The organism is Nonomuraea sp. NPDC050643, assembly GCF_040654715.1.
GTDB lineage: Bacteria > Actinomycetota > Actinomycetes > Streptosporangiales > Streptosporangiaceae > Nonomuraea.
Map to the genome: position 1 here is coordinate 20,781 of NZ_JBFAIM010000004.1, position 24,899 is coordinate 45,679.

Annotated in this window: 26 protein-coding genes and 1 pseudogene; 14 read left to right on the forward strand and 13 right to left on the reverse strand. The window is 68.8% G+C overall.

The window, feature by feature from the left end; genetic code table 11:
• Nucleotides 1-128: 128 nt before the first annotated feature.
• Nucleotides 129-713, forward strand: a complete 585-nt coding sequence (locus AB0I15_RS05940; protein WP_358090810.1) for a TetR/AcrR family transcriptional regulator — start codon at nucleotides 129-131, stop codon at nucleotides 711-713.
• Entirely contained in the window at nucleotides 710-1,471 is a 762-nt protein-coding gene (locus AB0I15_RS05945; protein WP_358090813.1) for an alpha/beta hydrolase, read from the forward strand. The genes AB0I15_RS05940 and AB0I15_RS05945 overlap by 4 nt, the downstream gene beginning before the upstream one ends.
• Before the next feature lie 304 nt (nucleotides 1,472-1,775).
• Here AB0I15_RS05945 and AB0I15_RS05950 read toward each other — a convergent pair whose 3' ends face one another.
• The 3 genes from AB0I15_RS05950 to AB0I15_RS05960 all read right to left on the reverse strand — a co-directional run bounded on the left by AB0I15_RS05950 (nucleotide 1,776) and on the right by AB0I15_RS05960 (nucleotide 4,043).
• On the reverse strand, nucleotides 1,776-2,972 hold the full coding sequence (locus AB0I15_RS05950) for a hypothetical protein (protein ID WP_358090816.1): 1,197 nt from the start codon (nucleotides 2,970-2,972) through the stop codon (nucleotides 1,776-1,778).
• The gene (locus AB0I15_RS05955) at nucleotides 2,969-3,487 is read right to left on the reverse strand and encodes a SigE family RNA polymerase sigma factor (protein ID WP_358090819.1); all 519 of its coding nucleotides are present in this window, start codon (nucleotides 3,485-3,487) and stop codon (nucleotides 2,969-2,971) included. The genes AB0I15_RS05950 and AB0I15_RS05955 overlap by 4 nt, the downstream gene beginning before the upstream one ends.
• Before the next feature lie 127 nt (nucleotides 3,488-3,614).
• Nucleotides 3,615-4,043 carry an ATP-binding cassette domain-containing protein gene (locus AB0I15_RS05960; RefSeq protein ID WP_358090822.1) on the reverse strand — a complete coding sequence of 143 codons (429 nt, stop codon included), beginning with the start codon at nucleotides 4,041-4,043 and terminating at the stop codon, nucleotides 3,615-3,617.
• 141 nt (nucleotides 4,044-4,184) lie between these two features.
• Between AB0I15_RS05960 and AB0I15_RS05965 the strand changes: the two genes are divergently transcribed.
• Nucleotides 4,185-5,660 (forward strand): hypothetical protein, encoded by a 1,476-nt coding sequence (locus AB0I15_RS05965; protein WP_358090825.1) that lies wholly within the window; start codon nucleotides 4,185-4,187, stop codon nucleotides 5,658-5,660.
• Between the two features lie 91 nt (nucleotides 5,661-5,751).
• Here AB0I15_RS05965 and AB0I15_RS05970 read toward each other — a convergent pair whose 3' ends face one another.
• The 5 genes from AB0I15_RS05970 to AB0I15_RS05990 form a co-directional block, all read right to left on the reverse strand.
• Nucleotides 5,752-6,150, reverse strand: a complete 399-nt coding sequence (locus tag AB0I15_RS05970) for a carboxylesterase family protein (protein WP_358091569.1) — start codon at nucleotides 6,148-6,150, stop codon at nucleotides 5,752-5,754.
• Between the two features lie 33 nt (nucleotides 6,151-6,183).
• On the reverse strand, nucleotides 6,184-7,206 hold the full coding sequence (locus tag AB0I15_RS05975) for a carboxylesterase family protein (protein WP_358090828.1): 1,023 nt from the start codon (nucleotides 7,204-7,206) through the stop codon (nucleotides 6,184-6,186).
• A gap of 43 nt (nucleotides 7,207-7,249) precedes the next feature.
• On the reverse strand, nucleotides 7,250-8,068 hold the full coding sequence (locus AB0I15_RS05980; RefSeq protein WP_358090830.1) for a GNAT family N-acetyltransferase: 819 nt from the start codon (nucleotides 8,066-8,068) through the stop codon (nucleotides 7,250-7,252).
• A 279-nt stretch (nucleotides 8,069-8,347) separates the two neighbouring features.
• The gene (locus tag AB0I15_RS05985; RefSeq protein WP_358090833.1) at nucleotides 8,348-8,614 is read right to left on the reverse strand and encodes a hypothetical protein; all 267 of its coding nucleotides are present in this window, start codon (nucleotides 8,612-8,614) and stop codon (nucleotides 8,348-8,350) included.
• Nucleotides 8,615-8,909: 295 nt separating this feature from the next.
• Nucleotides 8,910-9,278, reverse strand: coding sequence for a DoxX family protein (locus AB0I15_RS05990; protein ID WP_358090836.1), 369 nt, complete (start codon nucleotides 9,276-9,278; stop codon nucleotides 8,910-8,912).
• Nucleotides 9,279-9,375: 97 nt separating this feature from the next.
• On the opposite strand from AB0I15_RS05990, the gene AB0I15_RS05995 reads away from it, so the two are divergent.
• The 3 genes from AB0I15_RS05995 to AB0I15_RS06005 all read left to right on the forward strand — a co-directional run bounded on the left by AB0I15_RS05995 (nucleotide 9,376) and on the right by AB0I15_RS06005 (nucleotide 12,131).
• Nucleotides 9,376-9,990 carry a TetR/AcrR family transcriptional regulator gene (locus tag AB0I15_RS05995; RefSeq protein WP_358090838.1) on the forward strand — a complete coding sequence of 205 codons (615 nt, stop codon included), beginning with the start codon at nucleotides 9,376-9,378 and terminating at the stop codon, nucleotides 9,988-9,990.
• Between the two features lie 76 nt (nucleotides 9,991-10,066).
• Nucleotides 10,067-11,692, forward strand: coding sequence for an FAD-dependent monooxygenase (locus AB0I15_RS06000; protein ID WP_358090841.1), 1,626 nt, complete (start codon nucleotides 10,067-10,069; stop codon nucleotides 11,690-11,692).
• Between the two features lie 34 nt (nucleotides 11,693-11,726).
• Nucleotides 11,727-12,131 carry a hypothetical protein gene (locus AB0I15_RS06005; protein ID WP_358090844.1) on the forward strand — a complete coding sequence of 135 codons (405 nt, stop codon included), beginning with the start codon at nucleotides 11,727-11,729 and terminating at the stop codon, nucleotides 12,129-12,131.
• Nucleotides 12,132-12,393: 262 nt separating this feature from the next.
• Here AB0I15_RS06005 and AB0I15_RS06010 read toward each other — a convergent pair whose 3' ends face one another.
• Nucleotides 12,394-13,518, reverse strand: coding sequence for a hypothetical protein (locus AB0I15_RS06010; RefSeq protein WP_358090847.1), 1,125 nt, complete (start codon nucleotides 13,516-13,518; stop codon nucleotides 12,394-12,396).
• A 474-nt stretch (nucleotides 13,519-13,992) separates the two neighbouring features.
• Nucleotides 13,993-15,591, reverse strand: a complete 1,599-nt coding sequence (locus tag AB0I15_RS06015; protein ID WP_358091571.1) for an ATP-binding protein — start codon at nucleotides 15,589-15,591, stop codon at nucleotides 13,993-13,995.
• 43 nt (nucleotides 15,592-15,634) lie between these two features.
• Between AB0I15_RS06015 and AB0I15_RS06020 the strand changes: the two genes are divergently transcribed.
• Both AB0I15_RS06020 and AB0I15_RS06025 read left to right on the forward strand, forming a co-directional pair.
• A complete protein-coding gene (locus AB0I15_RS06020; RefSeq protein WP_358090850.1) occupies nucleotides 15,635-15,904 on the forward strand; it encodes a hypothetical protein in 270 nt (89 codons plus the stop codon).
• A 431-nt stretch (nucleotides 15,905-16,335) separates the two neighbouring features.
• The gene (locus AB0I15_RS06025) at nucleotides 16,336-16,488 is read left to right on the forward strand and encodes a hypothetical protein (protein ID WP_358090853.1); all 153 of its coding nucleotides are present in this window, start codon (nucleotides 16,336-16,338) and stop codon (nucleotides 16,486-16,488) included.
• 8 nt (nucleotides 16,489-16,496) lie between these two features.
• Here the strand turns inward: AB0I15_RS06025 and AB0I15_RS06030 are convergent, their stop codons facing one another.
• The 3 genes and pseudogenes from AB0I15_RS06030 to AB0I15_RS06040 form a co-directional block, all read right to left on the reverse strand.
• Nucleotides 16,497-17,825, reverse strand: coding sequence for a hypothetical protein (locus AB0I15_RS06030; protein WP_358090857.1), 1,329 nt, complete (start codon nucleotides 17,823-17,825; stop codon nucleotides 16,497-16,499).
• A gap of 107 nt (nucleotides 17,826-17,932) precedes the next feature.
• Nucleotides 17,933-18,785: pseudogene (locus AB0I15_RS06035) on the reverse strand (IS5 family transposase).
• An 87-nt stretch (nucleotides 18,786-18,872) separates the two neighbouring features.
• Nucleotides 18,873-19,442, reverse strand: coding sequence for a TetR/AcrR family transcriptional regulator (locus AB0I15_RS06040; protein ID WP_358090860.1), 570 nt, complete (start codon nucleotides 19,440-19,442; stop codon nucleotides 18,873-18,875).
• A gap of 150 nt (nucleotides 19,443-19,592) precedes the next feature.
• On the opposite strand from AB0I15_RS06040, the gene AB0I15_RS06045 reads away from it, so the two are divergent.
• The 6 genes from AB0I15_RS06045 (at nucleotide 19,593) to AB0I15_RS06070 (ending at nucleotide 24,767) form a co-directional block, all read left to right on the forward strand.
• Nucleotides 19,593-20,195 carry a TIGR03086 family metal-binding protein gene (locus AB0I15_RS06045; protein WP_358090863.1) on the forward strand — a complete coding sequence of 201 codons (603 nt, stop codon included), beginning with the start codon at nucleotides 19,593-19,595 and terminating at the stop codon, nucleotides 20,193-20,195.
• Complete coding sequence (locus AB0I15_RS06050; RefSeq protein ID WP_358090866.1) at nucleotides 20,189-20,584, forward strand: hypothetical protein; 396 nt, start codon at nucleotides 20,189-20,191, stop codon at nucleotides 20,582-20,584. Before AB0I15_RS06045 ends, AB0I15_RS06050 begins: the two co-directional genes overlap by 7 nt.
• 42 nt (nucleotides 20,585-20,626) lie before the next feature.
• A complete protein-coding gene (locus AB0I15_RS06055; RefSeq protein WP_358090869.1) occupies nucleotides 20,627-21,769 on the forward strand; it encodes a patatin-like phospholipase family protein in 1,143 nt (380 codons plus the stop codon).
• A 472-nt stretch (nucleotides 21,770-22,241) separates the two neighbouring features.
• On the forward strand, nucleotides 22,242-22,469 hold the full coding sequence (locus AB0I15_RS06060) for a hypothetical protein (RefSeq protein ID WP_358090872.1): 228 nt from the start codon (nucleotides 22,242-22,244) through the stop codon (nucleotides 22,467-22,469).
• Between the two features lie 178 nt (nucleotides 22,470-22,647).
• A complete protein-coding gene (locus AB0I15_RS06065) occupies nucleotides 22,648-23,331 on the forward strand; it encodes a response regulator transcription factor (protein WP_358090874.1) in 684 nt (227 codons plus the stop codon).
• Nucleotides 23,328-24,767, forward strand: a complete 1,440-nt coding sequence (locus tag AB0I15_RS06070; protein ID WP_358090877.1) for a HAMP domain-containing sensor histidine kinase — start codon at nucleotides 23,328-23,330, stop codon at nucleotides 24,765-24,767. Before AB0I15_RS06065 ends, AB0I15_RS06070 begins: the two co-directional genes overlap by 4 nt.
• The last annotated feature ends 132 nt before the right edge of the window (nucleotides 24,768-24,899 follow it).

The window sequence follows — 24,899 nt, forward strand, 5'->3', positions numbered from 1 at the left end:
CCGGCCCGGCGATCCGGCTGCCGAACTTCGTGACGCGCAAACCCGTTCCGATCCTGCCCGGACGATGCGGCCTGCCCATGAAGAGCTATGCTATGAACAATAAACCATTCCGTTCAAATGGAGATAGCATGCCGCCGGCGTTCTCCGAGGAAGAGCGGTCGCGGATCACCGAGCAGTTGCTCGACACCGCCACCCGCCTCTTCTCGACCCAAGGGCTGCGCAAGACGTCCCTGGAAGAGCTGACCGCTCCCGCGGGCATCGCCAAGTCCTCGCTGTACGCCTTCTTCGACTCCAAGGAGGACCTGTACTTCGAGGCGATGCTGCGCCAGAGCGAGCAGGTGCGGCGCCGGGTGATCGACGAAGGCCTCAACCGGGGCGCCGACACCCGCGACGCGCTGCGCCGCTTCCTGCGTGCCACGATCGCCGAACTCGACGGCAATCCGCTCTACCGGCGGCTGATGTCCCACCCCCAGGAGATGGCCGCGGTCGCCGCCAAGCTCACCCCGGAGCGCATGGCCGCCGCGACGGACGGCCCGATGGCCGACCTGCTCCGGTTCCTCGGCACCCATCTGAAAGGCGATCCGCAGGTCCTGCTCGGCGTGCTGCGCGCGGTCCTGCTGACCCCGCTGCACGCCGAACACCTGGGCGCCGAGATCTACCCGGCCGTGATGGACCGTCTGATCGACGCGGTCACCGAAGGGATCACCTCATGATGAACGGCCTGCCGTACCTGTCGGCCGGTACGGGACCAGCCCTGGTCGTCCTGCTCTACACCCCGCGAGCGGCCAACCCGACAGGCTTGGCACGGTGGTCCACGATGCGCATGGTGCGACCGTTCACCGAGCACTTCACCGTCCACGTCGTCAACCGGCCTCCCGGGCTGCCGTCGACCACGACGATGGCCGACCTGGCCGCCCTCTACGCGCAAGCGATCAAGACCACCTTCGAGGGCCCGGTGGACATGCTGGCCATCTCCACCGGCGGCTCCATCGCCCTGCAACTCGCCGCCGACCATCCCGACCTCGTCCACCGCCTGGTTCTAGGGGGTACGGCCTGCACTCTGGGCCCTGTCGGCAAGCGAGCCCAGCGCACCTACATCGAACGCGCACGCCGAGGCAGGCGGCCCAGCCCGGCACTGGCCGAGATCGTCACCGAATCAGCGATCGGCCAGAGACTGCTCCGATGCCTGCTGTGGCTGTCGGACAGCGGCCAGAAGGACCACACCGACGCCGTCACCGTGCTCAACGCCGAAGACGGCTTCGATCTGGGCGGACGGCTGCACGACATCAAGGCGGCCACGCTGCTGATCCAGGGCGGCAAGGACCTCGTCTACCCGCTGGACCTGGCCCGGCGCACGGTCGAGGGCATCCCCGGCGCCCGGCTCGTCGTCTATCCGGGCCGCAGCCACAGCGGCACCTTCACCGATAGGCGCTTCGCCCCCGACGCACTGGCCTTCCTGACAACCACGTGATCGAACTCGGCCGGGACCGGCCACGCCGTGCTCCACCTCTGCACGACCGCAACGGGTCCCGTGCGGTCCGAGAGGGCTCGGCCTCGTCCACTGGGCCGGCTTGGCCTGCCTGGCACGAGGTTGTCCCGAGCCTTCGCGAAGGCTGCCAGGTCCGTAGCCGCTTTCGGGTGGGTCTTGCGCATCTCGCCCAGCAGCTTGGCCGGTAGGAGCGTGCCCTGGTTGAGCGCGGAGAGTCGCCCGTGCCGATCCTCGACATACGGCGCACGATATGGGGACCACGGGGCCGTCGTAAGCTCCTCATGCGTCAGCTTGCCGCCCTGAAGCCGGGGAACACGAGCTCGGCCACCGTCTGCACGCTGTAGGTGCCGATCTTGCGAGTGCTGTCGGTCGTGATGTTCAGCGCGTAGGCCGTCATGGTCACGTAGGGCGGATCGGCTCGGGCGGGTTGGCCCCCAGGCCTGCACAGGTACGGCATGGTGACGACGACCACCTCATCGGAGCTGAGCCAGGTAGACCAATAGACCAGGTGATCTCGCATCGGGAGGTTGCGCGTGGCGATCGTCTTGCGCGTCTTGCCGGTTTCCGTATCTATGCTCACGACCTTCCCGATCTCCCCACAGGGAGTGGCCCGCGAGCGGAGATGTTCGGCCGCGACGATGGTTCTCCCGTCGGGGGCGAGCGGGCTGGCGTTGTAGCGCGGAGGGAGGTTGACGATCTTCCCGTCCGCTGTCGTGGATGTCGCCCAGAGGCGAGTCATCGTCCGCAGCCGCGACTTGGGGGCGAACTGCGCCAGCGTGATGGTGTTGCCGTCCATGGACAAGCCGATGGGGGTCCAGCCTCCCGGCAGTGGCCGGACCAACTGCTTGCGCAGGTCGAAGACCAGGGACGAATCCTTCAGCGCAGGCGTCCTGGTGAACGCCAGAAAGCGGCCATCCCCCGAGAGCAGCAGGGTGGAGTAGCTGCGCAGGACCTTTTCCGGCACCTTGACCGGGGCCGTCATCACCTGCCCAGAGGCGAGATCGCGCACTGCGAAGGTCCCGGCCTCGGCGCTGTAGTACGCGATCTTGCTGCCGTCCCGGCTGATCGCCAGCGGGCTGTCCAGCCGCGGCTCTCCCCGGTAGTGGCTGCGGCTGGGCAGTGCCTGCGGCACGTGGTACGTCCTGCCGTCCCGCAGGACCACCCGCCAGGCGCCGTCCCTGCAGTCCTGTGGCGCCGTGCCCGCCCTTGGACGGCAGAACGTCTTGTACGCGTGGCTCAGCGGCCCGACCCCGCGCGCCGGCAGATCGGTCACCTTGCCGGTCTCGGTGGCCGGATCCGGCCCGGCCCGCAGCAGCCGTACGGTGGTCGCCGCAGCGAGGGCGGTGACGACCACCGCCACTGTCGCCATGACCGAGGCGGCGGTGCGCCGCCTGCGCTGGCGAATCCTGATCGTCCGCGCCGCCAGGTCCACTCGTGGTGATTCGTCGGCCAGGTCGTCCAGCACGTCACGCAGCCAGGTCATCGCGGTGCCTCCCCGAGAAATTCCAGGTCCGAGAACTTCGGCGCCAGCTCCGGCGCGAGCGCGCGTAATCGCGCGAGCGCGTGGTGAGCCTGGCTCTTGACCGTGCCGAGCGAGCACTTGAGCAGCTTGGCGGTCTCCTGCTCGGTGAGATCTTCGTAGTAGCGCAGGATGATGACCGCCCGCTGCCGGGGTGGGAGCTGCGCGAGCGCCTGCCGGACGGCGAGCCTGACGACCGTGGACTCCTCGCTCGAATACGACCGCTCCGGCGGCTTCGCGCTGGGCAACTCGGACCGGGTGAGGCGCCGACGCCAGGAGATGTACTGGTTCACCAACGCCCTGCGCGCGTAGGCCTGCGGATTGTCCACATGCTTGGGCCAGCGCCCGAGCACCTTGAGCAGCACACTCTGCAGCAGGTCCTCGGCCTGGTGGGCGTCTCCCGTGAGCAGGTACGCGGTACGCATCAGCGACTGCTGGTGCGCGGCGACGAACTCACGGAAGCTGTCGTTGCGGTTCACGGCGACTCCTCTCGCCCGTTACCGACGCCTTCGGCGGACCAAAGGTTGGGTGACCAGAGTGAGACGCCGGACGAACCGGATCGCGGGATGCGTTCAAGGATGCCGCCGACCGCGAACTCGACGCCGATCAGGCCGGTCGCACCTCGCGATCCGAGCCTTCAGGGCAGTTCGTCTCTTCCGGCGAGCCGGCAATACAGTGGCGAGGTCGTGGCGAGGTCGTGGCGAGGTCGCCGTGTCGTCCTCGGGCGATGATCCTGCCACCGTCCAGGATCATGATGCGGGGACGGCGGATCAGTGCCCGTGCCAGGACGAGCCGCTGTTGCCGCCCACCCGACAACCCCGCGCCCCCGTCGCCTCGCGTCGGGAGACGCAGCCCGGCGAGCACCGTCGCCAGCGTGGACTTGCCGCTGCCCGAACGCCCCAGGACGGCCAGGAAGCCGCCGCCGGGCACGTGCAGATCGATCGCCTGCAGGGTTTTCCCGGCGCCGGCGTGGTGGCGAAAGTCGACGCCGCGCAACTCGATGCTTCCGGCCGCCTCCGCGAAGTCGAGGTGCACGCTGCCCTGGGGCTCGGCTTCGGCGTCCAGGATGTCGTCCAGCCGCCAGGGCCAGCACCGGCAGTGGCGCGGCGCGGTCTGGACGCGACGGCGACCGTCGCGGGATCCTTAAGACATCCCGCCCGCCCGGAAGGGATCATCATGAGGACCCCCATCCCTGACCTCATCGGGCCCCCCGCCGAGTCGTGGGCCAAGACCGTGCACGCCGTCGACGCCGACGCCGCCGGAGACGGCTCCGCGCTGCAAGGCGACTGGCTGGACCGCGGAGCCCTCTACGATCTGGCAGCCGGCGCGCTCGTCGTCGTGTTCGACAAGGCGCCAGGGGGCGCCGCGATCGTCACCCTTCACCAGGTGCCCGACGCTGAGGACGCCCAGCTCACCGAGCTGAGGACGTGGACCGGTTCGGCGGGCATCATCGATTCTCAGGTCCTGGCCGACATCTCCGGCCGCGTCGCTGCGCTCAAGCCCCCGGGCAACAGGCCGGTCATGCTCAGCTCCGGCCCGGCCCGGCCGAACACCCGCGCCGAGGACTGCCACCTGTGCCGCCTCGAAGTCCCGGCCGGTGAGGGCCGCCTGATGCAGGTCGAAGGCCGGACCCGCGTCCGCCACACCACATGCCCGCCTCGCCCACCTCTGCGCAACCATTATGAGCAGGCATGCGGCAACTGCCGCCACCCCGTCCCCGTGGGGAGAGGCATTCTCTACCGGACCCGCGGCCAGTACGGCACGTGGCTGGTCAAGCACGACGACGGTCAGTGCCGCGACACTCCCGTCCCGGCCGCGCCCGCCGCTCCAGGCGATGCCCGGCCCGGTGTGTGCGTCGAGTGCCTGCAAGAGGTCCCCTTCGGGAACGGCGAGGTGCATGGCGCCGGCGGCTACTGGCGCGTCACCCACGGCGAAGCGTGCCCGCCCCACCCGCTCAACCCTGACTGCGCCCCCACCTGGCGAATCCTCGCCGGAGACAGCCCCAGGATTCCGGACCTGCCGGCAGGTCCCGCCGCGGGAGAGGCGGCTCGCGTCAAAGTCTTTCTCGGCATGGACGAGCTCCGGCCGACCGACGCGATCGGCTACGAAGCAAGAGAGTTCCACGGCTACGCGACAGTCTCGTTCATCGCTGTCGGCCTGGCCACCCAGAGCCGCGGCGACTACGACCCCGACGACGAGATCTGGTACGAAATCCACGAGAGCATCGTCCGCGCCGCCACCCCCGACGAAGCCGCACCCGTCCTCGAACGTGAGGCGGCCACCGCAGCGCGCCGCCGCGCCCTGACCGAGCGCACCGAATCCCTGCTCCAGACGTGGCGGCGGCCGCGCCGTGAGGGCCCCGACGACTACCGCGACCCGACTCGCGAGGAGTGGGCGGACGTGTCCCTCACCAGCCTGCCGAAAATCCCGCTTCCGCCGGGGCTCGGCCCCTCCATGCCGTACGAACCGAGCGCCTACCTGGACGAGCCGAACGGCCTGATCTGGACGCTGTCCCACAACGGTGTGGAGGGTGACCACCGGGCGTCAGACCCCGGCAGGGTCTGGATACCTCGATCCCACCCGCTCACCCCCGAGCGCCGCCGGCTCATCGCGGACCTGCTCGCCGAGTACGGCCGGCCCTACCCCTGGTAGAACAGTTCTCGGCCCTGTCCCGGCTGATTCCCCGGGTCGGCTGGACAGCGGGACACGGTGCTCGCCTCGTCCGAGCCGGCCGAATCGGCGTCTATCGCCAGGCTGCCAGGCGGGGCCAGTAGACGTCCGGCTCCGCTCGAAGGCCGGTTGAGTCGATATGGACCAGGTGGGGCTCGGCAGGAGAGTGCGCGGGCCAGTTCGGCATCGCTGGTGTCTCCGGCGAACCGCTGGATATGAACGCTCCCCATGTCGCGTGTACCCGGTCGGCGAGTTTCGGGTCGCCGGGAACGAACCGGGCGGGCAGGTCCGGGGACGGCCCATCGGGGCTGCGCCAAACGTCGCCGACTTCCGCACCATGGCGTGCCCCGCCGCCATTCGCGTCGTCCTCGCCGTAAAGATATTTGAACACGCGGGCATGGCCGGACTGGGCGGCGGCGAAGCGCGAGGTCGGCATCTGGAACACGAGATCACCAGTGATGGCAGGCAGCAGACCCTTACCGGTGTACTCGGGAAAGAGCTCACGCTACGTCTCGACGAGGCGTTCGCCGTCGAGTCCCAGAGGAACGACCCGGGGATGGATGAGCCTGGCGGCCTCGGCGTGGGTCATCTCAGGATGGATCGAGGTGTGGGTCACAGCCTCGCCCGTCGTGGTGCCGATCATCAGATCGATCCCCGGGGCGGAGCCGCGAGCGACCGCCTCCTCGGGGGGCTCGAAGAGGGTCACGCCGTCGACGACAGGCTGGAACGGCAGGCCCAGTACGGCGGCCTCGCCGTAGATCTCCGGGCGGTGGTAGGTGTAGGCGTCGTCGCAGAGAGACTTCTGGACTCGGAGCATGTCCTCGGTCGAAACCTTGGGGATCTGCTCCGGTGTGACACCGAGTTGCCGGCAGAAGAGGGCGGTGATCGTTTCCGCGGCTTCCCTCGAGAGATAGGCGGGGCTCGCGCCGCTCTGGACCAGAGCCCGCCGGAAGAGCCCCTTCGCGGCGGGCATGGCCATGAGGGTCGCGACGGAGAATCCGCCCGCCGACCTTCCCGCGAGCGTTATCTGGTCGGGGTCCCCGCCGAACAGGGCAATGTTCTCGTGAACCCATTGGAGCGCGGTGATCTGGTCCAGGAGACCGCGATTCGCCGGTGCGTGTTCTCCCAGCCAGAGAAAGCCGAGCGCCCCGAGTCGGTAGTTGAGTGTGACCTCCACAATGCCGCTGCGGGCGAAGGCTCCGGACTGCGGCACCGGTTCCCCTCCCGAGCCGACCGCGTAGCCGCCACCGTGTATCCAGACCAGCACCGGGGCCCGGCCGTCCAGGTCGGGCGTGCGGACGTTGAGCGTCAGGCAATCCTCGTCCGACGGCCGCTGGGAGGTGGCGGCGGTGCCGACCGGCGCGTAGGTGGGCACCTGGGGGCACACCGGGCCGAGATGGTCCGCCACGCGGACACCTGTCCAGGGCCCCATGCCGCCTCCCAGCCGCCGACCAAGGCGGCGACGACCGAGCGGGATCCACTGTCCGGCGACCAGCTTCCGGTGCCACCGCGACAGTGTGACTGGCATTACCGGAACACCGTGGCCAGCCGGTGGACGAGCTGATGGCCGGTCAGCCCATCGAGATGAGGATGGGGGCGACGTATCGCCTGCGGTCGCCCGGGTGCTGGTGGGCGCCGTAGACCATGGTCGGCAGGGCCGCGGGTCCCTCGGTGGGTCCCAGCCCGGTGAGCCACGGGCGCAGGCCCGGGTAGGCGTCCAGCAGGTCGATCCGTACGTGGCGGTCGGCGCCGTGGGCGGCGGCCAGGATGAGTTCGCGGGCGGCTTCCTCCGAGGGCGCGACGACGGGGCCGATGACACGGTGGGGGCCGGCGTTCCAGGCCACGGCGAAGCCGCCGTCGGTGACGATCGTGCGCTCGGCCGTGGCCAGCAGGGCGGTCAGCGTCTTGCTCCGGTCGGCCCCGGTGACCTCGGCGTCCAGGTCGAGGATCGCGGTGTGGTCGCCCGGTGTCGCCACACGTACTCTGGACGACACCGCCGCCCCTTCCATCGGGCCCATGGTGATCGTCAGGTTGCCCGTGGGCCGGAAGCCCAGCCGCTCGTAGACGGGGCGCCCGAATCGGGTCGCGGTCAGCTCGACGACGCGGTCCCCGGCGGCCTCCAGGGCGTGCTCCATCAGCCGTGTGCCGAGCCCTTGCCTGCCGTACCTGGTGGCGACCAGCATCATGCCGACGTCGGCCAGCGAGTCGCCGTAGCGGGTCACCACGACGCACCCGGCCAGGCCGTCGCCGTCGGCCGCGTCGACGGCGTAGACCTCGCCCGTCTCGAACATCAGCCGCCATTTGGCCTCGTCGGTGGACCACTCGCGATCGCTTTCGAGCCGCTGGCACAGGGGCAGTTTCTCGGGACCGAGAAGTCGAATATCACTCACAGGCGAGAACCTATCTCTGTCGGCCACGCCGGCACAGCCCCAGAAGGTCCTAGAAGACTCCCGCTCTCCCATGGGCGCGTCTCGCCGACTGCCCGTGGGTCCCGCGACAATCTCCACCCCTGGGTTGAGGAGCGCCCTTACGGCCCACTTCTGCCGTACGCTGCACCCCCCAGGTGGACCACCTGAGCCCCGAACCTCGCCGCCATGAGAATGATCCTCGACCCCTCCGCGGGCTGCCCGCTGATGCCGAGAAGACCCAGAGCGGTGATCTCACTAAGATCACCTCACTGGCTGCCGGGACGATTCGTCCACAACCTCTTCGACGTGCCGTGTGTAGGCATTGTCGCGGCGTTTTGTGGTCTCGAAGATGAATTCGTTCGAGAACCCCCGTCCTTGCAGGACGGGGATCGCTTCGGCCATGTCATCGGCTTCAGCGGTCAGCGATCCGTCGGGATGGAGAGTCATGATCCTGAATCTTCCTCCCGTGGCTGCGATGACTGCGTGGTCGATGGTGGGCTGGTGGAAGCGCATGCGGGCGATGACCACGCGATGGAGCGCCGCGTTGAGCCGGCGGCGGATGTGTCGCCTCGGCCAGCGGACCGCTCAACCAGCTCCTGGATCGTGCCCTGGTCCTTCATGACCCGCACAGTTTGAAGGAGTGAACACAGCGCGAGTTGGCTCGCGGTTGCCCGCGGAAAGGGCGAAGGTGGCGTTGAACGGTGTGCGGGCTGCCGGTCCATCCTTGAGCTTTGATCTCGTGGTGGAGTCGGGCACCTCAAGAAGGCGCCGCCGCCCCAGGCGATGAAGCGGTGCTGTCACCGCGCTCTTCCGCTCAGGAAGTTCAGGCAGTCGCGAGCAACAAGGCCATGGTCGTTCCGGTGACCACGGCCAGCACCACGGGCGCCACGGCGTGGGAGCGGTGGCGGCGGTGCGTGAAGTCGCGGGCGCGGAGGTGGAATCCGACCGCGCCGATCAGCAGCAGCGTGAGGCCGGCCGCGGCCACGACGGCGAGCGGCTTGAGCCAGAGGCCGGCCACGAGCCCGAGCGCGCCGGCGATCTCCAGGGCGCCGATCGATCGGGTCATCGTGGAGCCGACGCCGAGCCTGAGCAGGTTGGCCGTCACGGGATCCCGTAACAGGACCTTCTGGGCGCCGGCGAGCAGGAAGACGAGAGCGACCAGAGTGCTCAGCGCGTTGGCGGCAAACGACATGGCAGGGCCCTTCGAAGTAAAGAGAACGAACATTCCTTTTCTAAGAGAGAGGCGGCGAAGTTGTCAAGTACGAATGTTCGTTCTACGTTGTGATCCCATGGCACGCATGCCCAAGGAGCACCTCGAAGCCCGCCGCCGCCAGATCCTGGACGCCGCCCGGCACTGCTTCATCCGCAACGGCTTCCATGCCACGTCCATGCAGGACGTGCTGGCCGAGGCCGAGTTGTCGGCCGGGGCCGTCTACCGCTACTTCAAGAGCAAGGACGACATCATCGCGGCGACCGCCGCCGAGGCTCTGGCCGAGGTCGCGGCGGCGTTCGAGGCGGATGACGGCGCGCGGCCGCCGGATCTGGACAACATCGTCGATCTCGTGCTGGGGGTCGAGCGCCCGCCGCTGTCCGGATCGCAGGAGTCGGCCCAACTGCTGGTCCAGGTCTGGTCGGAGGCGCTGCGATCGCCGTCGCTGTGCACGAAGCTGAAGGAGGTCATGGCGGAGGCCCGCGGCGTGGTCGGTGGCCTCGTGGCGCGGCATCAGCGGCGCGGGCTGCTTCCCGCCGATGTCCCTGCCGAGCATGTGGCCGATGTCCTGATGGCCCTGGTCGACGGGTTCCTGGTGCGCCGCGCGGTGTACGGCCACGCGGATTCGGCGGCCTTCAGGAACGGCATGCGGGCCCTGATGTCGGCGCCCGCGCAAGCTTCCCAGCAGAGCTGACATGCGCTCTTGACGACGATCGGAGAATCATGCTCTTCTAAAAAGAACGATCATTCGTTCTATGAGAGTGGGGCTCGTGACTACGAAACCGGACGTTCTCATCGTCGGTGCGGGGCCGACCGGCCTGGTGCTGGCCATCGACCTGGCGCGGCGGGGAGTGATCCCACGGATCATCGACGCCGGGCGCTCGGACCACCGGGAGAGCCGGGCGGTGTCGATCGTGGCGAGATCGCTGGAGATGCTGGATGATCTCGGGCTGGCCCAGGCCGCCATCGAACGAGGCGTCCCGCTGCACACGCTGAACTTCTACCACGGCACGACGGCCCTGGCCGAGATGGACGTGACAGCCGTGGACTCGCCGTTCCCGCTGGACCTGTGCATCCCGCAGTGGCAGACGGTCGCGCTGCTGCGCGAGCGCGCCGCCGAACTCGGAGTCACCATCGAATGGGGCACCCGCCTGGTCGGCCAGCAGGCCGGCGAGCACGGCGTCAGCGTGGAACTCGGCCACGAGGACGGTCGCGGCGAACGGTGCGAGACCGGGTGGCTGATCGGCGCCGACGGCGCCCACAGCACCGTACGCGAGACGGCGGGAATCACCCGGGAGAGAGCCGACCTGAAGCGGGGGTTCATCCTGGGTGACGTCGCCGTGGACTGGCCGCTCACGCGCGACCGCTTCCATGTCTACTTCGGCAGGTCCGGCCTCGTGGCCGTCTTCCCCATGATCGGGGGCTACTGGCGCATCCTGGCCAGCACACCGGACGACCGGCCGCCACAGACCCCAGGTCTGGACGACTTCGCCGCCTACGTCGCCGAACGCACGCCCCTGGACTCCCGCGTACGGGATCTGCAGTGGAGTTCGTCGTTCGTGGCCCGCGAGAGCCTGGCCGACCGGCTTCGCCAGGGCCGGATCCTCCTGGCCGGCGACGCCGCGCACAGCCACAGCCCGGTGGGCGGCCAGGGCATGAACACGGGCATGCAGGACGCCTACAACCTGGGCTGGAAACTCGCGCTCGTCGTCACCGGGCGCGCCGAGGAGTCCCTCCTGGACAGCTATCAGGCCGAACGCTGGCCCGTGGTCAAGGCCGTGGTCGAGGCGACCTCGGCCACCACGAAGGCCGCCACCGGCAGCACGCTGGTCGCCCGCAGAGCCAGGCGGCACGCGCTGCGCCTGTTCGGCCGGCTCAATCCAGTGCAGCAGCGGCTGTCGAACGCCTTCGGCGAACACCTCGTCCACTACCGCGACAGTGACCTCGTCTTCGAACGCTGGCACGAATCACAAGCCCGAGCGTGGAGTGACGTCGCCTGTACCGGACCGGAAGCCGGCGAGCTGATACGGGACGCCTACCTTGAGAACCGTGACGGGCCGGTGGCGCTCCGCCACATCCTCCGGACGCCGGGCCACCACCTCGTCCTGTTCGCGGCGGACACAACGGACTCCGCCACCCTGGCCGCCTGGCAGGCCTCCGCACACGAGGCGATGGCCGGGCACGGCGAGGTCCATGTCATCACCCGCGGCCACCTGCCGCACGACCCCATGGACGGAGTCTTCGCCGACCTGCGCAGCGAGGCGCACAACCGCTACGGCGTGCGCCGCCCCAGCCTGTACCTGATCCGCCCGGACAAGTACGTCGGCTTCCGCGGCGACAACGTCGACTTCGCACCCGTGAACGACTACTTCCGCGCCCTGGGCGCCCGTCCGTGACACCGCCTGTCCGTGACACCGCCCGCTGCGGGGGGTGGAGAGCGATGGGGGTGCCGTCTATCGGGCGCTGGCGGCTGTCGGCGTTGATCTGACGGTGCTGGCGGCGCTGACCGGAGTGTTTCTCGCTCTTGGGCTGGTGCATCGGTGGGGGATGGTCTTTCCGCGGTGGACCCTGCTTCTCGCCGGTCGGCGGGTGCCTGCTCTGCTGCCGTTGGTTCCGGCTTGGGGGGTGGGGTTGTGTCTGGGGATGTACGGGGTGGTCCTGCTGGTCATGGTGCCGCTCGGTCTTGTCGGGGTGATCGCGCCGTTCGCGCCGCCGGTGCCTTTCACCAGCAGTGGGGACGTGACGTGGATGGTCTTGTTCGGCGGGCTGGCCTTCGGCGGGTTTGGGGGCGCGCTCGTGGTGGGGGCGTGCTCCTACAGGCGGCGGCGCGTTTGAGGCGGCCAGTACGCAACGTGGAAGATCGCCTGTGATCCGCGTCGTCCTGGGCGGCGACGAGGCGCTGATCCGTTCGGGACGGGCCACCATGCTCTCCCTCTACGACGACATCGAGGTCGTGGGGGAGGCGGCCGACGGCCGCGGAGCAATCAGCGAGCAACCATGCGCTATTGGCCATAGGCAATATGTGCCGTCAAATCCCCTTTTGAGCGGCCATCGAGCAGCCGTTGCTCAGCGTCCAAGCCGGCATGCTTTCTGGGTGCTACAGCAGTCGTTCGTTTCGGGCGGCTGCTTCTTGTTGGGTCGCGGTGAGGAATGCTTGGCGGAGTTGTTGTTGGCGTGAGTTCTCGATGTTTGCGGGGGTGGTGCGTTGGGGGTCGGTGTGGTGCTGGTAGAGGTGCCAGCAGGTTTGGATGCCGTGGAGCAGGTTCTCGAGGAGATCGGGGGCGGGCCGGGCGGGGTCGAGTGAGGTGAGGGGCAGGTAGACGCTGTCGGGGCTGAGGTCGATGTCGGGGTGGTCGGCCTGGGCCTTCCCGATGAGGTGCTGGGCGGCCGTGATGCGCTGCTGGACCTCGAGGATGCCGCGTACGTGGCCGTCGGCGACGTGGAGGGCGTTGCGGATGAGGGGCATGACCACGTGCCGGGCGCGGGCGCCGGCGTGCATGGCTGTGGTGATGTCGGTGAGGCTTTCGATGGCGAGGGGTTTGTCGTACTGCTCGGCGCTGGCGACGACCTGGATCGGGTGGATGCCGGTGTGCTGGGCGGTGATGGTGACGGCGGCGTGGAACCAGTGGGCGGCGGCGATGGCGGCCGCGGTGGGATCTACCTGCGTGAGGAGGTCCTGGCTGCCGAAGGGATGGTCGCGCAGGAGGCGGTCGGCCTGGGAGATCTGCAGGGGTGAGGCGTCTTCGCGGCTGAGGGCGACGGCTTGCTGGGCGCGTTCGGACAGGTCGCCGCGTTCGGCCTGTTCGATGGCGGCCAGTTCGGCGGCGACATCGGTGCTGACGTGCGTGGTGAGCTGAGAGGTGTCGAGCACGCGCAGGGTACGGGCGACGGCGTGGGCGGCTTGCTCGACTTTGGTGCCGATCGGCTGGTCGGCGGGTCGTGCGGTGGCGATCAGGGGGAGGATCTTGATGAAGGCGTCGCGTTCCTGCTGCCGGTGCCGGCCGAGGCTGTGGGGGCCGTGCCGGTCGGCGGCGCTGGCGGGGTGGGTGTAGGAGCGCCAGCAGAGTTGCGACAGGCGAGTCAACTCCGCGGCGAGCCGGCGGGTGTTGTGGTGGAGCTGGTCGTGGGTCAGCCGGGCCACGATGGTGGCGGTGTCGCCGATGCCGGTGCGCCACTGGGCGAGAAGCGTGTTGTGGGCACGGTCGATGGCATACCGAGTCACGAAGACCTCTTCAAGGAAAGGGGGGACCAGAGAATGAGAGCTCTGCTCGGGGCAGTTTCTGGCCATGACCAGGATGCTGGATCTGCCGCTCACGTGAAGCTTTTTTGACGTTGTTGCGAATGCCTGATCAGCGCTTTTGCGCAGAGACGCGGCATAATTCCTTCCCTTGTGCCGGTTGCGATGCGGCGTGGCACGGCACCGTCGGCTTGGGCACCGCGATGGCATACCGCTTCGCAAAGACGGGTGCACCCCGCTGCAGATGTTGCGGGCAGGATTTTCCGTGCCGCTGTGCCGGCCGGTGATGCCGCGTTTCGTCCCGTGCCGTGGACGTGTGAGCAACCACCGAGCATCGTAGATCGTGTGTCTTTGAGATACATCGATTGCGCGGGCAATGAACGGGACGGCATGAAGGCGAACGAAACCACCCTGTAGCGCTTCGGCGGCACAGCCGGTGACGCTGTCGGTGAGCTTGCGTCACACACGCAGAACAGTGACCTGTCGGCCGGACGGTGTGGTCGCCTGCTCGAAAGCGCCTCGTTCCCTCCAGGCGGGGGCTTCGGGGCGGCGGTCGAAGATCACCAATACGCCGGTGGTGAGGGTGAGGCGGTCCAGGTATCGGTCGAGCTGGGCGAGGCCGCTGGGTGTCGGGTCGTTCTCGCTTGCTCGCCAGACTTTCAGTTCCATGGCTTCCCGTTGCATAAGCCGGTCGCCGGCGGGGCCGATGTAGGGCCAGCGGACCAGTACGTCCAGGCGTTTGGTGCCGGCGGCGTACTCGCGGTCGAGTTGGCCTCCACCGTTGACCAGCCGGTGCAGGAAGGCCATGAGGATGATCTGGCAGGCGGCCTCGTGGTAGCCCTCCTGCCGAATGAGCACCTCGCCGTGCTCCCGCCAGAACACGACGAACTCCTCCAGCAGCCGTGGCAGGTCGAAACGGCCGTCCGGGAGCACGAAGCTGTGCGGATCGGCCATCACGCGCTGCTCCGACGGGTCGCCCAGCACACGCAGGATGACCTCCCGGTAGATCGGGTTGGCCACCTTCAGTGGGGGCTTCTGCTCGACCAGGCCCAGATCGCGGACATAGGACAGGTCGTCGGAGAACGCGGGGTCGGCGTCGGGGTGGTTTCCAGCGACGATCGGTTCGATCACCCGCTTGACTCTGGGCTCGTGCAGTCGGGCCACGAGGGAGTCCAGGTGGGTGGCGCGGGCCCGGATGAGCCGCTCTTTGGCTTCATCCACCTGTGTGGTGGTGATGGTGCCGGTCGCCCCCATCTTGAAGGTGATCTCGTTGGCGAGAGCGTTGACCAGCCATGGTTGTCCCTGGGTCAGCTCGAAGACCCGGTTCACCGCGTCCTTGGTGAACTCCTGGCCGGTGGCCTGGGCGTGCTGGTCGTAGAGTTCGGTGATCTGGTCGGCGGTGAAGTCGCCCAGGCGCAGCGACTCGGCGATGATGTTGAAGGGGCTGGCCGGGTTGGACCGGCCCGGGTCACCGCCCGAGGCGACCTTGTAATCACGCACGTCGCGCAACCCGCACAACACCAACGACGTCGGAAACGGATGGTTTTCCGGCCGTACGTTGTGACCGTCGCGGAGCTGGCTGAGGATATTGACCATGCTGTTGCCTTGCAGGGCGTCGATCTCGTCGAGGAACAGCACTACCCGGCGCGGGCAGCGGCGGCACCACTCGCTCAGTGCCTTACCGAACCGTCTGCCCAGTGTGGCCTGCGGCCATGAAGCCGGAGGGAGCAGCGCGTCCGGCCATCCCGATCGTTCGGTGGCCTCGCGGAGGGAGTCCAGCAGAATCTGCTCCGTGAGGGCGAGGTCGTCACCGACCCCTTTGGCAGTCTCGCAGGAGAACGTCAGGGCGGCGATATCGCCTTCGGCGGTCAGCTCGGAGGCCAGGGTGCGCAGCGTGGTCGTCTTCCCGGTCTGCCGGGGCGCGTGCAGCACGAAGTAGCGGTCCATCTCGATGAGCGCCCGTGCTTCGGGGAGCCGTGGTGCGGGGGGCAGCATGTAGTGGCGCTGCGGGTCGCACGGGCCGGTGGTATTGAAGAATTTCGCTCGGGGTGGCCGCATGGTCACATTCTGCCATTGCCCGCTCTGTCGATGACGAGATTCCGTGCCGGCTGCGATCGCTGGCGGAGGGTTTGGTGAGCATCCATTCCACCCGTTCCCTCAGCACACGGCGGGTGACCTGGTCGAGCGGCAGGTGTCCGAAGCGGGGGAAGACGTGGCGTTCGGCTTCGGCGAGGTAGGTGGCGCGTTGGGTGGTGTGGTTATGACGGTCGTAGCAGGTCTCGAAGTCTTCCTCGGTATTCCTGCTGCCGCCGATGCGCCATTTGACCGGTCGGGACTTCGTGCCGTTCTTGGTCGTGCGTTCGATTGGTGATGTCGGTAGGGCGGGTGGGACTTGAATCCACGACCCACGGATTATGAGTCGGTTTGATTGGTGTCGGGCAGTGTTGCCTGCTGTCGTTTGTGTCGCGTGTTCGGGATTCCACCCATCGTCGTGTTGGCCTGTGCCGACGCGTGCCGCGCTATATCGCATACGCACGAGCAACCACCGAGCAACCCTGCGTTCTTGGCCATTGGCACTATGTGCCATTTGTTCCTATGTCGGGACTACTGTAGCCATCGGCCGGCGATTTCTGTTCGCGGGCCAAGACGACTCACAGTTGCGAAACCCGACCTGCGCTGCGTCTACCGCACGGCCGACCGGCCGGACTTATACGTCACCTGGGCGCTCGATGACACGCTCGCCACGCTGACGGCGCAGCGTTTTCCGCTCGGCTTGGCCGAGGCAGTCGCTCTCGGCCGCAGGTGGGACCTCACCCCGGCGGGCCCGTGGTCGCGACGGCCGGGTACGCGCTGCTCGGCTGGTTCGCCGGCCGCACAGCCGCCCCCGTCGAGAACCTGCCGCCCCCGCCGACCTGGCCGCAACCGCCCACCCTGCGTGACCTGACCTGCTCGTGATCGGGGTCTCAGCAGCTCAGATGTGGGCAGTTCAGTGCCAGCACCAGGCGGTCGCTCCCGTAGGCGCCGGCATAGTCCCCGCGGAATTCATTGACCAGCCACACTTCTCCGCTTGCGGGCCAGTACGCGACGTTTTGCGCGTTAGCGGGAAGAGTCGTCATGTAGTGGACGTCGAGCGTGCTGTGGTCGGCCGAGATCGCGACGCGGTGAAGACAGGACTTCCGGTAGTCGCCGTAGATGTTCGCCGTGCCGCCCGGCATATAGCTGACAGCGGGCGCGCCATTGGGGCATAACCCGACCAGGATGCCGTTGTCGCCGGTGAACACGCCGCCTTGAAGTTCCCAGACTGGACTGGTCCAGCCCTCGGTGGGGCGAACGAGCCCGTCGGAGCCGGTCTTGAGCAGGGCGGTGGACGAGTCCAGAGGCCAGCGGAGGATCTTGCCGCCGGAGGCGCCCCTCTTGTACTCGACGGTGGTGAGGTGGTCGGTGCCGCTGCGATCGAGCGAGACGCCGTTGAAACAGGGCCTCGCCAGGTCGAGGCTGACGCACACCGCCGGTGAGTTGAGCCGGTAGTAGCCGATCTGCGGCAGGGCGAAACCTGAGTACGCCGCCGAGCAGACACCGCCGACGCAGCCGACGTCCCCTGCCGTGGTGGAGTTCATCTTCCAGAAGTGGGTGAGGTCGAAGACCCGTACGAGCCGGTCGCCGCCGGACACGTCCGGGTCGCCGCCGGTGACGAGGAAGAGTTTGTTGCCGTACCACGAGATGCCGTCGGCGTGGGTGGCGATCTCGTGGAAGCCCTCGGCGGTGCTGTCGGGTTCGACCAGCACGACGTGCCGGTAGGGCGCCCCCGCCATGCCATCGGTGACGTCGACGAAGGTGACCCTGGCGAGCCGGTTGGCTCCGTACTCGTGGGAGGCGCCGCTGCGCCAGCTGACTGCCACGATCTTCCGGCCTGCGCAGCCGTCGCAGGGCGGGTAGAGCACCGAGCCGTTCATGCCGTCGCCGCTGCCGGTGATTCCCTGCGGGAACCAGTTCGCGGTCGTGTCGTCGGTGCTGTTCCAGCAGAATCCGCTGACCTGGGCCGAGAGGTGGAGGTCGGTGGGGTGGCAGATCGCGCGGGTGGAGTAGCCGCCGGCTATGACGGTGCCCATCCGCACCTTGGTCACCGGCAGCATGGCGGCCACCGCGTCACGCGCCGGCATGGTCGAGGTGAACGACAACGGCCGGACCTGGGCCAGTTGCGCGGCCGTCAACGCGGAGCCGGTGGCGGCGTCAGCGGGCAGGGGGACGATCAGGAAGGCGGCGAGGAGCGGGACCAGGGCGGCTAATCGCATGATCAAGTTCGTCCTCCCGGAGGGGCGCCGACGCCATCCTCTGTTATGAAGGTTTCCTTCATTACCTACATCAGGCGCCCGGGAAGATCAATGGAAAGCCGTGGAACTTAATGAGGGTTCCTGCGTATTGCCGCTGTCAGGCCTGGGCGTCGCCAGCAGATGATCGCGGCGGCGAGGGTCATGAAGGCTTCGTGGATGTTGTCGCGGATCTCCCGGCGGATGTGCAGGCGGCGGAACCAGTGCAGCAGAGCCATTGTGCGCTCGATGACGCGGCGATGAGCGCCGAGGCCGGAGCCGTGCGGGGTGCCGCGCCGGGCGAGGCGCGGCCGGATGCCGACGCGCCAGACCCGGCGGCGGTAGACGTCATGGTCGTAGCCGCGGTCAGCGTATAAGCAGGCAGGACGCTTGCGTGGCCGGCCCTGCCGGCCACGCACCGGCGGGACAGCCTTGATCGGCGGCATCAAGCCGGGTGACGTCGTTGCGGTTCCCGCCGATCAGTGACAACGCGAGCGGGATGCCGTGGCCTTCGGCGATGACATGGTGTTTCGAGCCCGGTTTCGCGCGGTCGACCGGGCTCGGCCCGGTTTGCGGCCGCCCTTCGGCGCCCGCACGTGCGAGCTGTCGATCACCGCCTTGGACCAGTCCAGACGGCCGGCGGCGTGCAACTCGGCAAGCAGCAGCCGGTGCAGCTTGTCCCACACGCCGGTGGCGTGCCGGTCCCGCAGCCGCCGCCGGCAGGTCATGCCGGAGCCGAAGCCCAACTCCTGTGGCAGGAACTCCCACGGGATCGCGGTGCAGAGCACGAACAAGTTCCCGCACAAAGCCTGGCGAGCACCAGCCGCTTGCGGCCCGGAGTCGCTGCACCTTCGGCACCAACGGCGCGATCCGCTCCCACAAGCCGTCCGAGACGATCCACGGCAACTGGTCACTCTTTCTCACACCCGACGCAACGACAATCATCACCGTGACCTCTTCAGTCATCTGGCATGCGTCTACGCTACAGATCACAAAACCTCGCCGTAGTACTGGCTGGTTGCGCAGGACCACTCACCTTGTTGGGCCGGATGCCGCGGTGTCCAGGTGGTTGTAGATGGCGGTTCTGGCCCGATCGTAGGCTTTCGGGTCGTCGTGCAGCACGGAGGTGGCGTTGGCGGCTTCAAGAAAGGCGATCAGCTCGAAGGCGAGCTGATCGGCGTCCGTGTTCCCGACGAGTTCGCCGAGCTGGCGGGCGTCGTCGATGGCACGCGCCACGAAACGGGTCCAGTCGAGGCCCGCCGCGGCGATGGCATTTCGGACGCGGCCCGGGCGGGCATCGAACTCCGCGGTGACGGCGAAGAAGAAGCAGCCGCCCGGAAAGACCCGCCGCTGCGAGTAGCTCAACCAGTTCTCGCACAGCCGGCGCACCCGCTCCAGGCCCGGTGGCACGGTCAATGCGGGCTGGACGACCTCATCGCGGTACACGCTCATCGCGATGCGGATCGTGGCGAGCTGAAGCTCCTCCTTGGACCCGAAGTAGCCGAACAGGCCGCTCTTGCTCACCCCGAGATCGGCGGCCAGCCGGCCGATCGACAACCCTTCCAGCCCGTCCTGCGAAGCGATGTCCGCCGCCCGGCGCAAGATCGCCGTGCGTGCTCGCTCGTCCCGTGGCCTTCCTGGCATCTCAACCCTCTCCGTGCACGAACGTTCGGTTTCAGAATAGCCGCTTGACGTCGCCTGATGTGCCGTCTTAATCTAAGCACGAACGTTCGTACTGAAAAGGAAGAAACGATGATCGTTATTCCAGCCGTTGATCTGCGGAATCTGGACCGGCGTGCCCTGGGCATGGCTGCGGAAGTGACCGCCCGGGTCACTGCCGCGGACCTTGATCGGCCGACACCGTGTGCGCCGTGGAGCCTGGGCGACCTGCTGCGACACATGGTCAGCGAAAACCACGGTTTCGCCGCCGCTGCGAGTACAGGGGCGCAGCGGTCCACCGAGGACTGTGGCGACCTCGGAGCAGACCCGCTCAGCGCCTTTCACGACTCCGCTGCCGTGGTCACCGAGGCGTTCGCCGCCCCGGACATCTATGACCGTCAGATCGAGGTCGGCGAGTTCGGTTCCTTTGCCGGTCGGATCGCCATCAGCATGCACTGCGTTGACGTTCTCGTGCATGGATGGGACCTCGCCGTGAGCATCGGCGTGCCCTTCCGGCCCGAGCCCGAGCTGGCCGGATCCGCCCTGGCGATAGCCTCCCGGTGGCCGGACACGTCGAAGACCCGCGGTCCAGGCGCCGCATTCGGCGCTCGTGTCCCGGTGCCCGGCGACGCGCCGGACTTCGAGCGGCTGCTCGCTCTGCTGGGCCGTCACCCGTCATGGCAGGCGCCATGCTGAGATCGCACTGGACGCCCGGACCGGCGGCCGGAGTCACCGGCTCGGTGCTCGTCAGCGTCACCGACTTCAAGGCCAACCAGCTGTATGACCTGCCCGGTGTCTACCAGGCCGGGTTCAGCCTGCGCCGCGCCTGGCCCCGTCTGTCCGGAGCGGTCGGCGTGTGGCTGTGGACGGAGCCGCTGCGGGGCAGGTGCGGGTCGGTGTCGATCTGGCAGGACGAACAGGCCCTGCGCGACTTCGTCGCCTGGCCGGATCACGTCACCATCATGCGCCGCTACCGAGGGCGGGGACGGCTCAGGTCCACGACCTGGACGACCGGCCATTCCGACCGGGACGTCTGGGCCCAAGCCCGGTCCTACCTGTCCGATGACGCGACGACGACACCATGACCGGCGCTCCGGAGCCGCAGTGCCACGAAACGAGAGACACCTGTGCGAGATGAATCGGCGACCGCGCCCGGTCGGCATGAGGTGCTGCGGGTGCTGGCCGACCGGGTCCGCCACGCCAGCCGCCCAGGCCGGCGACGGGATGGCCACCGGGTCGCGCTGGCCATCGAAGGCGGCGGCATGCGCGGCACGGTCTCCGCGGGCATGGCCCTGGCCCTGTACGAGAACGGGGTGACGCCGGCCTTCGACGCGGTCTACGGAGCATCGGCGGGGGCCATCACGGCGGCCTGGCTGCTCAGCGGAACCCCCGAGCACCTGACGGGCTGGGCCGAACCCGCCTACGCCAGAGCGCTGATCCGCCCGTCCAACCTGCTGCGCGGCCGGCCGATCGTCGAGGTGCGCGACCTCATCGAGCGCCTGTACCGCGAGGTGGTCCGGATGGACTTCGACGCCGTCCTGAGCAACCCCATCGAATACCACCCGCTGGCCACCGATGCCCGCACCGGGCGATCCACCGATCTGCGCCCGCACCTGACCGGCCCCGCCGAACTACGACTGGCGCTACGGGCCAGTGCCGCACTGCCGTTCCTCGCCGGTCCGCCGATCGAACTGGCGGGGCGGCTCTACTACGACGCGGGACTCGCCGAGTCCATTCCGTACCGCACCGCGCTGGCACAGGGCGCCAGCCACGTCCTCGTCCTGCGCTCCCGCCCAGCGCCTCCGGCTGGTATCGGAGCGCCGGCCGCCGGACCCGAGCCACGACCGTCCTACGTGGCACGCCTGATCGCCGCGACCGTGCTACGCCACCATCCGCAGGCACTGCACCGAAGTCTCCTCAGCCGCGCCCACCGCCTGCTGCACGACGAGGCGCTGCTCGCCCAGTACGACCAGGCCACGCCACCGGCCCCCGGCCGCCAGGCGCCGGCGGTGATGTCCGTGTGTCCCGGGCCTGACACCCCGCGCGTCGGCCGCCTCACCCGCGACGGCGAATCCCTCAAAGCCGCACTCGACGCCGGCCGCGCGGCGGCCGACCGCCACCTGCGACCGCTCCACCGGCTGACCGCCCTGCCGCGGGAGGGGTCGGCGGCGGGCGTTCACGACCCACTTCCCGCCCGTCCACGTCTACCGGCAGCCGGCCCAGGATCGGACCTGGCCGTGATCTCGACCACTGCCGGCCCGCACCGCTGAGGAGCCGCCATGACCATGCTCGACCGCCACGACAACGTCTTCGTCCTAGACCTCGGCGATGACGAAACCCGCATGCATCCCGCTTGGATCGCCGGAACAGATTGCGTGGATCGTATGTCGCCTTGATGATGGCCAGCCTGCGATGGTCCGTCGCCGAATAGCACGCCCGCACCTCGGCTGGATCCGCTCGGCCGGCGAGGAAGTTGACGTACTTGCCTCCTGTCGCCCACGGCTGTCCTTCCGGATGAAACAGGCACGAACCCGGACAAGCCGACGACTCACCAAGAAGTAGTCAACTACGAAGCCGTGGGGACCTCGACCTGGCCACCAGCGGCGACACGTACTCGACCGTTGACACGGCCGCCGACCACGGGGCCGGCTTCCATGTCGTGCCCCAGGGATCGTGCTGGCTGCTGCCTCCGGACGGCGCCACCCAACTCGGTGCGAGCTTCTATGCCTGCTGTATCTACTGATGATCCAGTTGTTCGGCTGGTTGACGTTACATGCGTGGGACGACACCTCCAAGGAGGTGGAGATCCTGGTGCTGCGTCATGAGGTCGCTGTCCTGCGTCGTCAGGTCTCCCAGCCACGAACAGACCGGGCTGACCGGGCGCTGCTGGCCGCACCCCGGTTCACCGGCACCCCGCAAGGGGCCCTGAACCTGGTCTGCGACCTGTATGTCACCGGCATCGACACCTGAACGCCCGCGCACGGCCGGCCCCAGCCCGTCAACCCCCGAGAGACTTCCGGGCCGGACCACTTGGGCATCCGTAAGAGCACGGCCCGCGGGGACCACAGCGGCGACGCTCTAATCCTGGCCTCAGGTTGATCGGGGACAATGAGCGGCAAAAGCATCGACTGGAGGGGGGCGGGCCGGCGTGCGGATCATGATCGCGGATGACGAGGCGGCCATCCGTGAGTCCCTGGAGCGGGTGCTCCAGGTCGAGGGATACGACACCAGCACTGTCGCCAACGGTCTCGCTGTGCTCGACGGGGTCGGTGGCGACGCGCCGGATCTGCTGATCCTCGACGTGATGATGCCCCGCCTCGGCGGGTTGGAGACCTGCCGGCGGTTGCGGGCGGCGGGTCGGGACCTGCCGGTGCTGATGCTGACCGCCCGGGATCAGGTCTCCGACCGGGTCGCGGGGCTGGACGCGGGCGCCGACGACTATCTGCCCAAGCCGTTCGCCACGGAGGAGTTGCTGGCCCGGGTCCGGGCCCTGCTGCGCCGCCGCGCGCCGGGCGACGGTGAGTCGCAGATCCTGACGTTCGCCAACGTCCGGGTCGATCCCGACAGGTTCGAGGCGTGGCGGGGCGGGCGGCCGCTCCGCCTGACCCGGACCGAGTTCTCCCTGTTGGAGATCCTCGTGCGCAACGCGACCCGGGTATTGACCCGAGATGCGCTGTTCGAGGCGATCTGGGGCTTCGACATGAGCGTCACCTCCAACAACCTCCAGGTGTACGTGAGCTACCTGCGCCGCAAGATGGAGGCCGAGGGTGAGCCGCGATTGATCTACACGCTGCGCGGCTTGGGGTACACGTTGCGGGAGACTCCTCCGTGAGCAGGCCCGCCGGCCGGGGCTCGCGCCGGCTGACCCGTTGGTGGCGCCGGCGGTCCCTGCGGACCAGGCTGACGGTGATCGCGGCGACGGCCATCGCGGTCAGCGTGTTCATGGCCTTCCAGGTGGCCAGCGAGCTACTGGCCTGGGAACTGCAGGACACCGCGGAGGATCAGCTACGCGCCGACTCCCGCGTCCTGGCGACGAACGCGGAGCGCGTCGGTCTGGCGCAGGTCCAGCTACTGCCGTATCCCGGATCCGGTCGGCTGGTGCGGGTCATCCTGCCCGACGGCTCGATCCGGACGCCGGCCGGCCAACCCGCGCTGCCCCCGGTCAGCGAGCACGCCGGGCGCGTAGCGCAGGGCGCGTCGGCCGACCTGATGGAGTCGGGCGACAGCGACGACGACGGCTACCTCATCTACACGCTGCGGGCGGGCGAGGGCGCGGTCCAGGTGGCCCGCGTCGCCGACGACGCCCCGATCAACCGGTTCGGGTTGGGCATGCTGCTGATCGGGCTGCTCTGCGTGGTCAGCGGCGCCCTTGTCGGGCGGACCGTGGCGCGGACCGGGCTGGCGCCGATCGACCGGCTGACCGCCGCCGCAGTCCGTGTCGCGCACACCCGGGATCTCGACGCCGACATCCCGGATGAGGGCGGTGGGGAGATCCGGCGGCTGATCCAGTCGATCAACGACATGCTCGCCGCGCTTCGGGACTCCCGGCGGGCCCAGCGGCTGCTCGCCGAGGACGCCGCCCACGAGCTCAAGACCCCGCTCACCAGCCTGCGCCTCAACATCGAGCTGCTGATCCGGCTCCATCGGCGCGGCACCCTGGACAGCGCATTGCCGGCGGAGAGCCGGACCCGGCTGCTCAACGATCTCGGCGTCCAGGTGGCCGAGTTGAGCACCCTTGTCGCCGAGCTGACCGACCTGGCGCGCGGTGACGTCAGCGACGAGAGCACCGAACTGCTCGACCTCGCCGACGTAGTGGTGGCCGCCGCGACCCAGGCGCGATCCCGGGTGCCCGACATCGAGGTCGCGCTCGACGTGACCTCCGTGTGGGTGAGCGGGCGTCCCGCTGCGCTCCAACGGGCGGTGCTCAACCTCATCGACAACGCCGGCAAATGGTCCCCCGTGGACCAGCCGGTCCAGGTCCGGCTCCGTGCCCAGGGCGCGTCGGCGGTGCTCGAGGTCGACGACGCCGGGCCGGGCATCGATGCCGCCGACGTACCGCGGGTGTTCGACCGGTTCTACCGTGCCGACAGCGCCCGGGCGTTGCCGGGATCCGGTCTGGGGCTGTCGATCGTGCAGCGGGTCGTCGACGCCCACGGCGGCCGGGCCACCGTCGCCCGCTCCCCACGCGGTGGCGCGCTGCTTCGGGTCGACCTTCCGGCCGCCCCGATCGCGCGGCTCACCGCCGGGGAGGACACCGCGGTGCGCTGACCCGCCCCGGCGGCGCGGCGCAGGACCAGAGGGCGGCGACCGTCGGGCCCATGAAAGATCCGGGACGGCCTGGGTCCCCGTCCCGGATCTCGTCCGTGCCGCCGCACTCACCGTTGCAGCGTGGGCTCCTCA